Origin of the sequence: Variovorax sp. NFACC27 (genome assembly GCF_048301545.1) — a bacterium.
In the GTDB taxonomy this organism is placed as follows: Bacteria; Pseudomonadota; Gammaproteobacteria; order Burkholderiales; family Burkholderiaceae_C; genus Variovorax; species Variovorax gossypii.
The window spans coordinates 2,775,598-2,790,013 of the sequence record NZ_CP157613.1 but is presented as its reverse complement, the minus strand read 5'-3'; the positions used below and the strand labels follow the sequence as shown (position 1 = coordinate 2,790,013).

Here is a 14,416-nt window from a genome sequence, read left to right as displayed (position 1 = left end):
CCGATGACGGACACGATGCTGCATTTCCAGCCCGCGCTGGGCGACTGGATACTCCACAACCTGCGCCAGGGCTGCACGGCCGCCGACGTGGCCGGGGCCATGCGCGCGCAGGCCATGCCGGCCGACGCGGCGAAGGCCATCGTCGATGCCTTCGTCTTCGCGCTGCGCACGGGGAGCCCGCTGCCCGTCGATTCGGTGAAGGTGGAGCCCGCCTTCCGCCACGAAGCGCCGAGGCTGGCGGCGGGCACGGCGATACGCACCTCGGACAGGCTCGTGCGCGTGGCCGCGCGCGCCACGCAGCCGGCACTGGCGGTGCTGAACGACGTGTTCAGCGCGCAGGAATGCAAGGAACTGATCGCGCTGGCAAGGCCGCGCCTGGCGCCGTCGACGACGGTCGACCCGCTGACGGGATGCGATCTTGCGGGCGACAGGCGCAGCAGCCAGGGCATGTTCTTCCGGCTGCGCGAGAACCCGTTCATCGCGCGGCTCGACCAGCGGGTGTCGGAGCTCATGAACCTGCCGGTGGAGAACGGCGAGGGACTGCAGGTGCTGCACTACCCGCAGGGCGCGCAGAGCATGCCGCACTTCGACTTCCTGGTACCGTCGAACGAAGCCAACAAGGCGTCGCTGGCGCGCAGCGGACAGCGCGTGAGCACGCTCGTGTGCTACCTCAACGAGGTGGAGGAAGGCGGCGAGACAGTGTTTCCGGAAACCGGCTGGTCGGTATCGCCGCAGCCCGGCAGCGCCGTGTACTTCGAGTACTGCAACAGCCTCGGGCAGGTGGAGCACGCCTCGCTGCACGCCGGAGCGCCGGTGCTGCGCGGCGAGAAATGGGTTGCGACCAAGTGGATGCGGCAGCGGCGCTTCGTCGCGGCGGGAGAGGCCGCCGCCCTGTCACACGGCTGACTTATTGGCGGCCGATTCTTCCCGGCTTCCTTGCGGCCCTGCCCGCCTTCCTCCCAGCTTCACGTGCCCGCGATTCCCCTTTTTCACCGCCGCCCGGCCCTGCTGGCCGTGGTCACGCTGCTTTGCGGATTGCTGTCGGCGTGCGGCCGCGACGAGTCGCTGTCGTCACCGACGCCTGCACCGGCGCCACAAGCGGCCCCCAAGCCTGCCGCGGCGCAGCCCGCCTACGTCGGCGCCACCTACGCGCCCGTGCCAGGCCGCCCCCAGCCCAGCGCCGCGCAGCTCACCGAGATCGGCCGGCGCATCTTCTTCGACGGCAGCCTCTCGGCCTCGGGCAAGGCGTCGTGCGCGAGCTGCCACGATCCGCAGCACGCATGGGGGCCGCCGAACGCACTGTCGGTGCAACTCGGCGGCGCCGACGGCAGGCAGGAAGGCCCGCGCGCCGCGCCCTCGCTGCGCTACCTTGAAACGCTCACCGCCTTCTCCGAGCACCACCACGACAACGACGGCGACGACAGCATCGACGCAGGCCCCACCGGCGGCCACATGTGGGACGGCCGCGCCGGCTCCGCGCACGAGCAGGCGGGCATGCCGCTGCTCTCGCCCGCCGAGATGGGCAACTCGTCGATGGCGGAGGTGGCGGCCAAGCTCGAGCGCGCGACCTATGCGGACGACCTGCGCAAGGCCTTCGGCAACGACGTGTTCGGCAGCCCCGAGGCCGCCTTCAAGGCAGCCGGCCTTGCGCTGGAGGTGTTCCAGCAATCGCCGAAGGACTTCTATCCGTTCACCAGCAAGTACGACGCGGTGCTGCGCGGACAGGCGAAGCTCAGCGTGGCCGAGGCGCGCGGGCTGCGGCTCTTCAACGACGAGAGCAAGGGCAACTGCGCCTCGTGCCACATCAGCGAGCGCACGCAGGACGGAGCATTCCCTCTCTTCACCGACTTCGGGCTGATCGCGCTCGGCGTGCCGCGCAACCGCAAGCTCAAGGCGAACGCCGACCCGGCATTCCACGATATGGGCCTGTGCGGCCCCTACCGCACTGACATGAAGGACCACCCGGAGTACTGCGGACTGTTCCGCACGCCCACGCTGCGCAACGTGGCGGTGCGGCAGAGCTTTTTCCACAACGGCGTTTTCCATTCGCTGGAGGAAGCCATCCGCTTCTACGCGCAGCGCGACACCGCGCCGCAGCGCTGGTATGCGCGCTCGGCGAACGGCATCATGCAGCAGTACGACGACCTGCCACCGCAGTACCACGCCAACATCAACACCGATGCGCCCTTCGGGCAGAAGCGCGGCGGCAAGCCGGCACTGACCGAGGCGGAGATCCGCGACGTAGCGGCCTTCCTGCGCACGCTGACGGACGCGGATCAGAAGAACGCGACGGCAGCGCCCACCGCACCCGCCACGCCGGTCGCGAAGCAGCGCGGCTAGCCGCCGCCCATCCGATCGACGTTCGCGCTGAGCCGCGCCAGCAGCGCGGTGAGCTGCTCGACTTCCTCGGGGGAAAAGCCGGCCAGCACTTCCTGCGCGTGCGAGTCCATCAGCGCCTTGGCCTTCGGCAGGCGCCGCGCGGCCAGCGGGGTCAGCGAGATCAGGCGGCTGCGCTTGTCGACCGGATCTGGCACGCGCTCGACCAGCCCGTCGCGCTCCATGCGGGCCAGCAGCTGCGCCATGCTGGGCTGCTCCACCTGCGCGATGCGCGCGAGCTCGGCCTGCGACAGCGCCTTGCTCTTCTTGAGCGACACCAGCACCGGCAGCTGCCCCACCGCGAAGCCGAACTCGCGCAGGCCGCCGTCGGCGATGCGGGTGAAGCCGCGCGTCACGCGGCCGATGAGCTTCAGGGGATGGGAGGCTTCGTCGTCGGTCATGGACGGTATTCTATCTTCATAGGCTCCTATGCTAATATGAATAGGAACCTATCCTTTCAGAGAAAACGATCCACATGCAGACGCATCCCCGAATTGCCATCATCGGCGCCGGCCCCGGCGGCCTCGCCCTGGCGCGGCTCCTTCATCTTTCCGGCATCCATGCCACCGTGTTCGAGCGCGAGGAAAGCGCCCTCGCGCGGCCCCAGGGCGGCACGCTCGACCTGCACGAAGACTCCGGGCTGCTGGCCGTGCGGCGCGCCGGGCTGGAGAGCGAGTTCCTGCGCATCGCGCGCTACGACGACCAGGGCTCGCGGCTGCTCGACAAGTCGGGCCGCGTCCTGTTCGAGGAGCCCGACTCGTCCGCCGGCAATCGTCCCGAGGTCGACCGCACCGCGCTGCGCGACATGCTCCTGGCCTCGCTGCCGGCCGGCTGCGTGCAATGGGGCTGCGCGCTCGTCGACATGCGGCTGCAGGAAGGCGGGCAATGGAATCTCTCGTTCGCCAACGGCGGCGAGGCAGGCCCCTTCGACCTGGTCGTCGGCGCGGACGGCGCATGGTCGCGCGTGCGCCCGCTGCTGTCGCCCTACAAGCCGCAGTACAGCGGCCTGACCTTCATCGAATTCGGCATCGAGGACGTGGACCGCAGCCACCCGGCCATCGCGCAGCTGGTCGGCCGGGGCAAGCTGGAGGCGCAGGGTGACGGCAAGGAAATCATCGCCCAGCGCAACGGCAACGCGCACATCCGCGGCTATGCCATCTTCCGCGTGCCGGCGGACTGGGCGTCGAAGCGCTTCGACTTCTCGTCGCCCACTGCGGTGCGCAGTGCGCTGATCGACGAGTTCTTGGGTTATGCCGACGCCATCACCGACCTCTTCCGCGCGAGCAACGACCAGTTCGTCGCGCGCCCGATCCACGCGCTGCCGGTCGGCCATTGCTGGGCGCCCCGGCGCGGGCTCACGCTGCTGGGCGACGCGGCGCACCTCATGTCGCCGTTCGGCGGCGAAGGCGTGAACGCGGCGATGCGCGACGCCGTCGAGCTCGCCGCCTCGCTGGCCCAGGAGAACGACTGGACCGCGGCCGTGACCCATTACGAAATGCAGATGTTCGAACGCGTCATCGAGGCGGCGGAAGGCTCGGCCGAAGCCGCCGCCGTGCAGATGTCGCACGTCGGCGAGGCCCTGACACTGGCGCACCTGCAGGAACACCGGGCCGGCGCGAGCTGAGCACCCGGCGCCGGGGCATCCGGCGTGTATCGATTTGACTTTATCTTAGATATATCTAAAATAATTCCGATACACCTTAGAAAGGATGCCCCACATGAGACATTTCCACCTCGGCCATCACCACTGCCGCACCGCCCGCGGCGAGCATGAAGACGGTCTTTCCGGCGGCCGCGGACACCGCGGCGGGCGTGGCGGCGGACGCGTGTTCGGCCACGGCGGCCTGCGCTTCGTGCTGCTGCAGCTCATCGCCGACAAGCCCTCCCACGGCTACGAGCTGATCAAGGCCATCGAAGACCGCCTCGGCGGCAGCTACGCGCCCAGCCCCGGCGTGGTCTACCCCACCCTCACGCTGCTCGAGGAAATGGGCTACCTCAGCGTCGAGACCGCCGACGGCAGCGGCCGCAAGAGCTACAGCATCACCGACAGCGGCCGCGAATTCCTCGCAGCCAACCGCGAGATGGCCGACGCCATGATGGCCCGCATGAGCGGCGGCGTCGACGGCGCCGGCCCGCGCGGCGGACGCCCGCCGCAGGTCACTCGCGCCATCGAGAACCTCAAGCTCGCGATGCGCATGCGCCTGACGGGCGCGCCACTGACCGAGCAGCAGGCCCACGAGTTCGCCGCAGTGCTCGACGCCGCGGCCCAGCAGATCGAAAAGATCTGAAAGGCCTGCAATCCGAATCCCAACCAACCCTGTCTCGCAACAGGATTTCCGCAATGACTGACTTCAGTACATCACCAGCGTCCACCGCGCCCGTCGCACCGGATCGCACGCCCCGCCGGGTGCGCCACGACCTGCGCTTTCGCCGGCTCTCGGTGAAGACCGTGCAGCGCGTGACGCCGCACCTGATCCGCGTCACGCTCACCGGCGACGACCTCGCCGGCTTCACCAGCCTCGGCTTCGACGACCACGCGAAGATCTTCTTCCCCGACGCCGCCGGCAAGCTCACGCTGCCCACGGCCGGCCCCGACGGCCCCGTGTGGCCCGACGGACGCCCGACCATGCGCGACTACACGCCGCGCCGCTATGACGCAGCCGCAGGCGCGCTCGAGATCGACTTCGCGCTGCACGAAGCCGGTCCCGCGACGCAGTGGGCCGAGCAGGCGAAGCCCGGCGACATCCTCGGCGTGGGCGGCCCTCGCGGCTCGTTCATCGTGCCGACCGAATTCGACTGGCACCTGCTGATCGGCGACGACACCGCCCTGCCCGCCATCTCGCGGCGCCTGGCCGAACTGCCCGCCAGCACGCGCGTGGTGGTGCTGGCCGAAGTCGACGGCGAAGCCGACGAGCTTCCGTTCGACACGAAAGCCGAACTCACGCTGAAGTGGGTGCACCGCCGCGGCGCCGAGCCGGGCCTGAGCCCCGTGCTGCTCGACGCGCTGAAATCGATGCAGCTGCCGGCCGGTGACTTCCATGCCTGGGTGGGTTGCGAATCGGCCATCGCCAAGGCACTGCGCACGCACCTGGTGGGCGAGCGCGGCGCGAACCCGAAGTGGACCCGGGCATCGGGCTACTGGCGCCGCGGCGCGGCAGCCACGCACGATTCGCACGACGAGTGATTGGTCTTGCTCCTTCCCCCTCTGGGGGAAGGTTGGGTTGGGGGCAAGCGGCGCTTGATGATCCGCTGAAGACGGATACGCAGTCTGCCCCCACCCCAGCCCTCCCCCAGCGGGGGAGGGAGAAACTCAATGAGGTACTTCAGCCGGGCCCGATGCGGTCGCGCTGCGCCTGGGGCTGCGAATGAGCAACAGCAACGGAATCGCCAGCACCGTGATGATCATCATGATGGCGAAGTCGTCGAGATAGCCGATAAGCGCGCCCTGCCGCGTCACCTCTGCATTGAGCAGCGCGAGCCCCGTGGCGGTATCGGGCGACATCATCTGCGGCAGCGTCGACAGCGCGACGTTGCCCGGCGCAACGGTCGCCGCGATCTGCGCATGCGCCTTGCTCGAGCCTTCGGTCAGCAGCGCCTGCACGATCGAGATGCCGACGCTGCTGCCGATGTTGCGCAGCAGGCTGAAGATCGGCGTGCCCTGGTTGCGCAGCCTCGGCGCCAGCGTGGCGAATGTGGCGGTGGAAAGCGGCACGAAGGTGAAGCCGATGCCCAGCCCCTGGATGAAGCCCGAGACTACGATCAGCGTGCTGTCCATCTGCAGCGTGAGCCGAGTCATCTGGTAGAGCGAGAACGCAGTGAGGCCGAAGCCCAGCGCCATGATCGCGCGCACGTCGATGCGCTGCACCAGCCGCCCGACGATGATCATCGCGATCATCGTTCCCACGCCGCGCGGCGCCGTCACCTCGCCGGTGTAGATCACCGGGTAGCCCATCAGGCCCTGCAGGAAGTTGGGCAAGAGCGCCATCGTCGCGAACAGGATCATGCCGACGATGAAGGCGAACAGCAGGCCGGTGACGAAGTTGCGGTCCTTCAGCAGGTCGCGGTCGAAGAAGGACACGCCCTGCACCGTCCATGTGTGGACCACGAAGAAGCAGAAGGCCACCAGCGCGGCCGCGGCCTCGAGCTTGATCTCCCACGACTCGAACCAGTCGAGCTGCTCGCCCCGATCCAGGAAGAGCTGCAGCATGCCGATGGCGATGCTCAGCGTGACGAAGCCGAAGATGTCGAGCCGCTCGCCCTGCGGCCGGCTTTCGGGCAGGTAGCGCGCGATGCCCCAGAAGGCGAAGACGCCCACCGGCAGGTTGATGAAGAAGACCCAGCGCCAGTCGAAGTTCTCGGTGAGCCAGCCGCCCAGCAGCGGCCCGAGGATGGGCCCGACCATGATGCCCGCGCCCCAGATAGCCATGGCCTGGCCGACCTTCTCGCGCGGGTTGATGTCCAGCAGCACCGCCTGCGACAGCGGCACCAGCGCCGCGCCGAAGATGCCCTGCAGCAGCCGCGCGGCCACGATGCCGACCAGCGAGGTCGCCAGTCCGCACAGCGCCGAGGCCACGGTGAAGCCGATCACCGAGATGATGAACACGCGCCTGCGTCCCCAGTGCCCGCACAGCCAGCCCGTGAGCGGCAGCGCGATGGCCGAGGCCACGATGTACGAGGTGAGCACCCAGGTGATCTGGTCCTGAGAGGCCTGCAGGCTGCCCTGCATGTGCGGCAGCGCCACGTTGGCGATGGTGGTGTCCAGCGCCTGCATGATGGTCGCCAGCATGATCGAGATGGTGATCATGCCGCGGTGCGGCACGGTGGTTCCCGGTGCGACGCTCACGGCTTGCGGCCTTCGCCGGAGGTGATCTCCACGAGGCTGCCGTGCACCCTGGCGAGCAGGCCCAGCAGCTGGGCGCGTTCGGCCTGCGACAGCACCGACATCACGCGGGCGTTGAGCCCGTCGCTGATGCCGAGAGCACTGTCGAGCGCCTTCTCGGCGCTGGGCTCCAGATGAATCTTGTTGACGCGGCGGTCGGTGGGGCTGGGCTCGCGGCGGATCCAGCCGGCCGCGGCCATGCGGTCGCACAGGCCGGCCACGGCCATCGGGGTCAGGTCCAGCCGCTGCGCGAGTTCGGCCTGCGAGAGCGGCTCGACCTCGTCGGGGCTGCCGTGCATGGCCAGCACGCCCAGCAGGCGGCACTGTGCGCTGGTGAGTCCGATGCGCTCGCGCGCGAGGCGGTCGAACTCTTCGCCGTAGAGCTTGCCCACGCTCTTGACGAGAAAGCCGAAGCGCTGGGTGAAGTCCCTTTTCATAAGGGACTCGATTATCTACATGTTTATTAGTTGGGCCTTAGCAGCCCATCCTCAAAGCCACCCGGCACGCCTGAACCGGTAGTAGAGATAGCCGCAGGTGCTGACGATCAGCCCCAGCGCGATCCCGTAGCCGTAGCGGAATTTCAGCTCCGGCATGTTCTCGAAGTTCATCCCCCAGATGCCGGCGAAGGCGGTGCACACCGCGAAGATGCTGGCCCAGGCCGCGAGGCGCTTGGTGACTTCGCTTTCCTCGATGGTGACCATCGACAGGTTCACCTGTATCGCCGTGCCGATGGTGTCGCGCACGGCGTCGATGGAGCCGTTGATGCGCCCGAGGTGGTCGCCAACGTCGCGGAAGTACTCCTGCGAGCTCATGCAGATCTGCGGCACGCGGCCGCCGTGCATCTTGCCCGCGGCCTCCAGCAGCGGCGCCACCGCGCGCTTGAGGATCATGCTGCGCCGCTTCAGGTCGTAGAGCTGCTTGATCTTGTCGCGCGCCGCGCCGCCCTGGCCGAAGATCTGCTGCTCGATGGATTCCAGCTCCACCTCCAGCGCGTCGATCACCGGAAAGTAGCGGTCGACCACCGCGTCCATCAGCGCATAGAGCACGAAGCCCGCGCCGTGGCGCAGCAGATCCGGCTCGCGCTCGCAGCGCTCGCGCACGCCCAGGAAGCCCTGCTTGCTGCGGTTGCGCACCGACAGCACGTAGTTGGATCCGACGAACACGTCGACCTCGCCCACGTTGGTGCAGTGCTCGCCCTCCTCCGAGGGCTCGACCAGGTGCATGACGACGAAGAGCGAATCGCCATATTCCTCCATCTTCGGGCGCTGGTGGCCGTGCTGGGCGTCTTCCACCGCCAGCGGATGCAGGCCGAATTCATGCTGCATCACGGCCAGCTCCTCGGCGGACGCGTCGCTCAGCGCCACCCACACGAAGCAGCCCGGCCGGCTGATGTAGTCGCTGATGTCCTCGACCGATATGTCGGCGAGCTTGGAGCCGTTTTCATAGGCGACGCAGTTGATCAGCATCGATACCCCTCGGAATTCACGTTGGTGGAAGCTTTCGATGGTGCCACGGGGCCGCCGCGATTCCGGTTCTGCCACCGCCGATTCAGCCCGGTCGGCTAGAGTTCGCGTGGATCTGCGTGGCAGGTGAACAAATGAACAGGGGCACAGCGCGAAACGGGCGCTGCGCCGACAGGGAGAGGGAAGGCCGTGAAAACAGGTTCGTTCGGGGAGTCGCTCAAGTGAAGCGGGACGTTCGCCTTGCGAAATTCCTGCTGCTGGCCGTCATTGTTTCGGTGTCGGCGGCCACGGGCTGGCAGCTGTACGCGTCGCGCGACCAGACGCTGGCCGCGGCCGACACCAACAATCTCAACCTGGCCAATGCGCTGAACATCTACGCCGAGGGCGTCTTCACCCAGAGCGACATGCTTCTGCAGGGCGTGGCCGAGACGCTGAAGGGCGAAGGCGACGAGCCGGAGCGGCTGCAGCGCGTGCAGTCGCTGGTCGAGCGCCAGAAGCGCCTGCTCGACCAGCTCGACGGCCTCGCCGTCCTCGACGCCCGGGGCAACTGGCTGATGTACTCCAAGGGCCGTATTCCGCCGGGCACCAACAGCGCCAACCGGGCCTACTTCATCCACCACCGCGAAACGCGCTCGAACGACGTCCTCATCAGCCCGCCGATCCGCAACCCCTTCACCGGCGAATGGGGAATCACCGTCAGCCGGCGCTTGGAAGACGGCAAGGGCGGATTCGCCGGTGTCGTCGTCGTCGGCCTGGGCCTGCAGAACTTCCTGCGCGCGTTCGGCACCATCGCCCTTCCCGGCACCGGCACCATCGGACTGACCACCAACCACGGGCAGATGCTGGTGCTCTACCCCTACAGCGAAAAGGCCATCGGGCTCGACTTTTCCGGATCGGCCAATTTCCAGCGCCACTTCGGCGGCACGTCAGGTACCGCGTCGTTCCGCTCCAGCATCGACGGAATGAAGCGGCTCTACGCATTCCGCAAGAGCGACCGCTACCCGGTGCTGACCACCGTGGCGCTCGGCCGCGACGAGGCGTTGAAGGCCTGGAGGCACCAGGCGCTGCTGACGATCGGCGTGGTGGGGGCCTTGCTGGCGATCGTCGCCGCCGTGGGCTGGCGGCTGATCGTCAACATCCAGCGCCGCATCAGCGCCGAGGCTTCGCTGCTGGCCGCGCGAGAAGACCTGCTGCGGGCCAACCGCCGGCTGGAGGTCCTGGCCACGCAGGACCAGCTCACCGGCCTGGCCAACCGCCGCAGCTTCGACGAAGTGCTGGCGCACGAGTGCCGCCGCGCGGCCAGGGAGGGCACGGCCCTGTCGCTCCTGCTGCTGGACCTGGACTACTTCAAGCGCTTCAACGACGCATACGGCCACGTGGCCGGCGACCAGTGCCTGAAGGCGGTCGCCACGGCATTGAGGCGCAGCGCCAGGCGCCCGGGCGACCTGGTGGCGCGCTACGGCGGCGAGGAGCTGGCGGTCGTCCTCCCGCGCACCGACCTGCCGGGCGCGCGGAAGGTCGCCGAACAGATACTCGCCCAGGTCCTCGCGCTCGACATCCCGCACAGCGCCAGCCAGCATGGACGGGTCACGGTCAGCATCGGCGTGGCGGCGCTGGAAGCCCGGCACTCGGACGAGCCGGAACAGCTGCTCGTCGAAGCCGCCGATCGCGCGCTGTACAAGGCCAAGGAAAGCGGGCGCAACCGCGCCGTGAGCGAGGAAGAGTTCGCCGATGCCTGAGGGTGCGCCCGGCACCGGCGCAACGGCCTGGAGATACGCGCATTGAACGTAGAATGCCCGCGGCACTTTCATCCGTGTCCGCACGCGTCGCGGCGCCACGCTCCCCATGCCCTCCCCGAGCAAGCCATCCAGCCCGGCACCCGCCGCCGTCCGCGACGCCCGCATTGCCGCAGGCCTCACGCAGACCGAGGCCGCGCAGACGGTCCAGGCCTCGCTGCGCGGATGGCAGCAATGGGAGGCCGGCGACCGCTCGATGGCGCCCGGCCTGTTCGAGCTGTTCATGCTCAAGACGAGGCAATGGCAGCTCGGGGGCAATCGCCATGCCGACTGAACGCAGCGCCGCGCGGAGAATGCCTACGAATGTCCCTCACCTGCCCCGGAGCCCGGCGGCATGGATCGCAAGCTACTGATTGAAATGAACAAGACAGACCTCTCTGGGCACACGCCGATGATGGCCCAGTACCTGGGCCTGAAAGCCGACCATCCGGACACCCTGCTGTTCTACCGGATGGGCGATTTCTACGAACTCTTCTGGGCCGACGCCGAGAAGGCCGCGCGCCTGCTCGACATCACGCTCACCCAGCGCGGCCAGTCGGCCGGCCAGCCGGTGGTGATGTGCGGCGTGCCCTTCCACTCGGTCGACACCTACCTGGCCCGCCTCATCAAGCTGGGCGAATCGGTCGCCATCTGCGAGCAGGTGGGCGAAGTCGGCGCAAGCAAGGGGCCGGTCGAGCGCAAGGTGGTGCGCGTGGTCACGCCCGGCACGCTGACCGACACTGAACTTCTCAACGACAAAAGCGATTCGCTGCTGCTCGCGGTGCACGCGGGCTCGCGCAACTTCTGCGGGCTGGCCTGGCTCAGCGTGACCGGCGCCGAGCTGCGGCTGGCCGAATGCCCCTCCGACGCGCTCGAAGCCTGGATCGCCCGCATCGCGCCGAGCGAACTGCTCTACAGCGCCGAAGTGACTCCCGCCTTCGAGCAGCGGCTGAAGGCCGCGCGCGCCGCCACGCCCTTCACGCTGTCGGTGCGCCCGGCCTGGCAGTTCGACGGCGGCCTGGGCGAGCGCAAGCTCGCCGAGCAGATGGGCAGCAACAGCCTGGCGGCATGGAACGCCGAATCGCTCGCCAACGCGCACGCCGCGGCCGCCGCCCTGCTGGGCTATGCCGAGCACACCCAGGGCCGCGCGCTCTCGCATGTTCAGCGCCTGTCGGTTGAGCGCGACGGCGACCTGATCGAGCTGCCGCCCACCACGCGCCGCAACCTCGAACTGGTGCAGACGCTGCGCGGCGAAGACTCGCCCACCATGTTCTCGCTGCTCGACACCTGCATGACGGGCATGGGCAGCCGGCTGCTCAAGCGCTGGCTGCTCGCGCCCCGGCGCGACCGTTCGGAGGCACAGGGCCGGCTCGAGGCCATCGGCGCGCTGCAGGCCACGGTGCTCGGGGCCACGGCCGCTCCCTGGCGCACGCTGCGCGAGCAGCTCAAGAACACCAGCGACGTGGAACGCATCGCCGCGCGCATCGCGCTGCGCCAGGTGCGCCCGCGCGAACTGCTGGCGCTGCAGCTGGCGCTTTCGAAGGCGGAGCATCTCGCCCCGCTGCTGCCCGCTTCGTCGGCGCTGCTCGGCCAGATCGCCGACCGGCTCGCCCCGCCGCCGGGCTGCGCCGCCCTGCTGACCAGCGCCATCAAGCCCGATCCGTCCGCCCTGGTGCGCGACGGCGGCGTGATCGCCACCGGCCACGACGCCGAGCTCGACGAACTGCGCGCCATCAGCGAGAACTGCGACGACTTCCTGCTCAAGCTCGAGATCAGCGAGCGCGAGCGCACCGGCATCAGCAACCTGCGGGTGCAGTTCAACCGCGTGCACGGCTTCTACATCGAGGTGACGCAGAGCGCGCTCTCGAAGGTGCCCGACAACTACCGCCGCCGCCAGACGCTGAAGAACGCCGAGCGCTTCATCACGCCCGAGCTGAAGGCCTTCGAGGACAAGGCCCTGAGCGCACAAGACCGTGCGCTGGCCCGCGAGAAGTGGCTCTACGAACAGCTGCTCGACGCGCTGCAGCCCTCGGTGCCCGCGCTCACGCAGCTCGCCGGCGGCCTCGCCACGCTCGACGCGCTGTGCGCGCTGGCCGAGCGCTCGCACACGCTGCACTGGCGCGCGCCGAGCTTCGTTTCGCACCCGTGTATCGAAATCCAGCATGGCCGCCACCCGGTGGTGGAGGCGCGGCTGGCCGAGAAGTCGTCGGGCGGATTCATCGCCAACGACACGCAGCTCGGGCCCCAGCAGCGCATGCAGGTCATCACCGGCCCCAACATGGGCGGTAAGTCGACCTATATGCGGCAGGTGGCGATCATCGTGCTGCTGGCCTCCATCGGCTCGCACGTGCCGGCGGCCGCCTGCCGGCTCGGGCCGATCGACGCGATCCACACCCGCATCGGCGCGGCGGACGACCTGGCCAACGCGCAGTCGACCTTCATGCTCGAGATGACCGAGGCCGCGCAGATCCTGCACAGCGCCACCGCGCAGTCGCTGGTGCTGATGGACGAAATCGGCCGCGGCACCAGCACCTTCGACGGCCTGGCGCTGGCCGCCGGCATCGCCGCCCAGCTGCACGACCGCAGCAAGGCCTTCACGCTGTTCGCCACGCACTATTTCGAACTGACCGAGTTCCCCGCCACGCACCACGGCGCGGTGAACATGCACGTGAGCGCCACCGAGGCGGGCCGCGACATCGTGTTCCTGCACGAAATGCAGCCCGGCCCGGCCAGCAAGAGCTACGGGATCCAGGTGGCCCGGCTGGCGGGCATGCCCGCGGCGGTGGTCAACCACGCGCGGCAGGCGCTGGAGGCACTCGAATCGCAACATGCGCAAACTCGTGCACAGGTCGACCTGTTCGCGCCGCCCCCGGTGGCCGAAACACCCATGGCCAGCGCCGTAGAATCCGCGCTGGCCGCGCTCGACCCCGACACGATGAGCCCGCGCGAGGCCCTCGATGCCTTGTATGCCCTTCAGAAACTGAACAAACGTGAACTCGGCGCCGCATGACCCGGCACAGTTCATGCCAGATGAACCTGAACCCATGACTTACTGCGTAGGCATCAAACTCAACGCCGGCCTGGTGTTTCTTTCCGACTCGCGCACCAACGCGGGCGTGGACCACATCAGCACATTCCGCAAGATGATCGTCTACGAGCAGCCGGGCGACCGCGTCATGGTGCTGCTGTCGTCGGGCAACCTGAGCATCTCGCAGTCGGTGCGCGAAATCCTCCAGATCGAGGAACTGCGCGAAACCCGCGAAGACGGTACGCAGGGCGACCCCATCACCATCTGGAACGCCAAGAGCATGTTCGACGCCGCGCGCGTGCTGGGCTCGGCGGTGCGCCACGTGTACGACCGCGACGCCGAAGCCCTCAAGCACGCGGGGCTGGACTTCAACGTGTCCTTCATCTTCGGCGGGCAGGTCAAGGGCGAGGGCATGCGCCTCTTCCTGGTCTACGCGGCCGGCAACTTCATCGAAGCCACCACCGAGACGCCCTACTTCCAGGTCGGCGAGTCGAAGTACGGCAAGCCCGTGCTCGACCGCGTGCTCACGCCCGAGACGCCGCTGGACGAAGCCGCCAAGTGCGCGCTGGTGTCAATGGACTCGACCATGAAGTCGAACCTGTCGGTCGGCCTGCCGCTGGACATGGTGGTCTACGAGGCCAACAAGCTCGAGACCGACCGCGTGATCTGCATCGACGCCGACAACCCCTACTACCGCATGGTGCACAACAGCTGGGGCCAGAAGCTGCGCGAGGTGTTCGACAGCATCGAGGACCCGGTGTGGGATGACAGCCAGACCGAGCACCCTCTGAAGATGCCGGCCACGCGCCACAGCCCGCTGCGCAAGATCTCCACGCCCGACGAAAAGCTCATCTGAAATGATGCCCCCCGGCTTGCCACTTCGTGTGCTTCTCCA

Annotated in this window: 13 protein-coding genes; 9 read left to right on the top strand and 4 right to left on the bottom strand. The window is 68.4% G+C overall.

Going from position 1 to position 14,416, the window contains the following annotated elements:
* The first annotated feature begins 3 nt into the window (after positions 1–3).
* Together ABL840_RS13040 and ABL840_RS13035 are read left to right on the top strand one after the other, a co-directional pair.
* Positions 4–906, top strand: a complete 903-nt coding sequence (locus ABL840_RS13040; RefSeq protein ID WP_093300754.1) for a 2OG-Fe(II) oxygenase — start codon at positions 4–6, stop codon at positions 904–906.
* Between the two features lie 63 nt (positions 907–969).
* Complete coding sequence (locus tag ABL840_RS13035; protein ID WP_240652059.1) at positions 970–2,340, top strand: cytochrome-c peroxidase; 1,371 nt, start codon at positions 970–972, stop codon at positions 2,338–2,340.
* Here ABL840_RS13035 and ABL840_RS13030 read toward each other — a convergent pair.
* The gene (locus ABL840_RS13030; protein WP_093300755.1) at positions 2,337–2,777 is read right to left on the bottom strand and encodes a MarR family winged helix-turn-helix transcriptional regulator; all 441 of its coding nucleotides are present in this window, start codon (positions 2,775–2,777) and stop codon (positions 2,337–2,339) included. The genes ABL840_RS13035 and ABL840_RS13030 overlap by 4 nt on opposite strands.
* Before the next feature lie 74 nt (positions 2,778–2,851).
* Between ABL840_RS13030 and ABL840_RS13025 the strand changes: the two genes are divergently transcribed.
* From ABL840_RS13025 to ABL840_RS13015, 3 genes are all read left to right on the top strand, one after another.
* Positions 2,852–4,000: an FAD-dependent oxidoreductase gene (locus ABL840_RS13025; RefSeq protein WP_093300757.1), complete on the top strand. Its 1,149-nt coding sequence runs from the start codon at positions 2,852–2,854 to the stop codon at positions 3,998–4,000.
* Positions 4,001–4,094: 94 nt separating this feature from the next.
* On the top strand, positions 4,095–4,664 hold the full coding sequence (locus tag ABL840_RS13020) for a PadR family transcriptional regulator (RefSeq protein ID WP_093300758.1): 570 nt from the start codon (positions 4,095–4,097) through the stop codon (positions 4,662–4,664).
* Positions 4,665–4,717: 53 nt separating this feature from the next.
* Positions 4,718–5,560, top strand: coding sequence for a siderophore-interacting protein (locus ABL840_RS13015; protein ID WP_093300760.1), 843 nt, complete (start codon positions 4,718–4,720; stop codon positions 5,558–5,560).
* A gap of 126 nt (positions 5,561–5,686) precedes the next feature.
* Here ABL840_RS13015 and ABL840_RS13010 read toward each other — a convergent pair whose 3' ends face one another.
* The 3 genes from ABL840_RS13010 to ABL840_RS13000 are packed head-to-tail and all read right to left on the bottom strand — an operon-like array spanning position 5,687 to position 8,721.
* A complete protein-coding gene (locus ABL840_RS13010) occupies positions 5,687–7,180 on the bottom strand; it encodes a DHA2 family efflux MFS transporter permease subunit (protein ID WP_170217063.1) in 1,494 nt (497 codons plus the stop codon).
* 35 nt (positions 7,181–7,215) lie between these two features.
* Entirely contained in the window at positions 7,216–7,692 is a 477-nt protein-coding gene (locus ABL840_RS13005; RefSeq protein WP_093300763.1) for a MarR family winged helix-turn-helix transcriptional regulator, read from the bottom strand.
* 51 nt (positions 7,693–7,743) lie between these two features.
* Complete coding sequence (locus ABL840_RS13000) at positions 7,744–8,721, bottom strand: magnesium and cobalt transport protein CorA (protein WP_093204552.1); 978 nt, start codon at positions 8,719–8,721, stop codon at positions 7,744–7,746.
* A 218-nt stretch (positions 8,722–8,939) separates the two neighbouring features.
* Between ABL840_RS13000 and ABL840_RS12995 the strand changes: the two genes are divergently transcribed.
* From ABL840_RS12995 to ABL840_RS12980, 4 genes are all read left to right on the top strand, one after another.
* Positions 8,940–10,457 carry a sensor domain-containing diguanylate cyclase gene (locus ABL840_RS12995; protein ID WP_093300764.1) on the top strand — a complete coding sequence of 506 codons (1,518 nt, stop codon included), beginning with the start codon at positions 8,940–8,942 and terminating at the stop codon, positions 10,455–10,457.
* 106 nt (positions 10,458–10,563) lie between these two features.
* Positions 10,564–10,788 carry a helix-turn-helix domain-containing protein gene (locus ABL840_RS12990; RefSeq protein WP_093300766.1) on the top strand — a complete coding sequence of 75 codons (225 nt, stop codon included), beginning with the start codon at positions 10,564–10,566 and terminating at the stop codon, positions 10,786–10,788.
* 84 nt (positions 10,789–10,872) lie between these two features.
* Positions 10,873–13,503: a DNA mismatch repair protein MutS gene (gene mutS, locus ABL840_RS12985; RefSeq protein ID WP_176947434.1), complete on the top strand. Its 2,631-nt coding sequence runs from the start codon at positions 10,873–10,875 to the stop codon at positions 13,501–13,503.
* Between the two features lie 34 nt (positions 13,504–13,537).
* A complete protein-coding gene (locus ABL840_RS12980) occupies positions 13,538–14,377 on the top strand; it encodes a proteasome-type protease (RefSeq protein WP_093300769.1) in 840 nt (279 codons plus the stop codon).
* Positions 14,378–14,416: the final 39 nt, after the last annotated feature.

Bases quoted from the DNA above. Each gene is read 5' to 3' on its own strand.
- ABL840_RS13010 (WP_170217063.1), bottom strand. From the start codon at position 7,180: ATGATCACCATCTCGATCATGCTGGCGACCATCATGCAGGCGCTGGAC.
- ABL840_RS13000 (WP_093204552.1), bottom strand. From the start codon at position 8,721: ATGCTGATCAACTGCGTCGCCTATGAAAACGGCTCCAAGCTCGCCGAC.
- ABL840_RS13020 (WP_093300758.1), top strand. From the start codon at position 4,095: ATGAGACATTTCCACCTCGGCCATCACCACTGCCGCACCGCCCGCGGC.
- ABL840_RS12980 (WP_093300769.1), top strand. From the start codon at position 13,538: ATGACTTACTGCGTAGGCATCAAACTCAACGCCGGCCTGGTGTTTCTT.
- mutS (WP_176947434.1), top strand. From the start codon at position 10,873: ATGAACAAGACAGACCTCTCTGGGCACACGCCGATGATGGCCCAGTAC.
- ABL840_RS13025 (WP_093300757.1), top strand. From the start codon at position 2,852: ATGCAGACGCATCCCCGAATTGCCATCATCGGCGCCGGCCCCGGCGGC.
- ABL840_RS13015 (WP_093300760.1), top strand. From the start codon at position 4,718: ATGACTGACTTCAGTACATCACCAGCGTCCACCGCGCCCGTCGCACCG.
- ABL840_RS13005 (WP_093300763.1), bottom strand. From the start codon at position 7,692: ATGAAAAGGGACTTCACCCAGCGCTTCGGCTTTCTCGTCAAGAGCGTG.
- ABL840_RS13030 (WP_093300755.1), bottom strand. From the start codon at position 2,777: ATGACCGACGACGAAGCCTCCCATCCCCTGAAGCTCATCGGCCGCGTG.
- ABL840_RS12990 (WP_093300766.1), top strand. From the start codon at position 10,564: ATGCCCTCCCCGAGCAAGCCATCCAGCCCGGCACCCGCCGCCGTCCGC.
- ABL840_RS13040 (WP_093300754.1), top strand. From the start codon at position 4: ATGACGGACACGATGCTGCATTTCCAGCCCGCGCTGGGCGACTGGATA.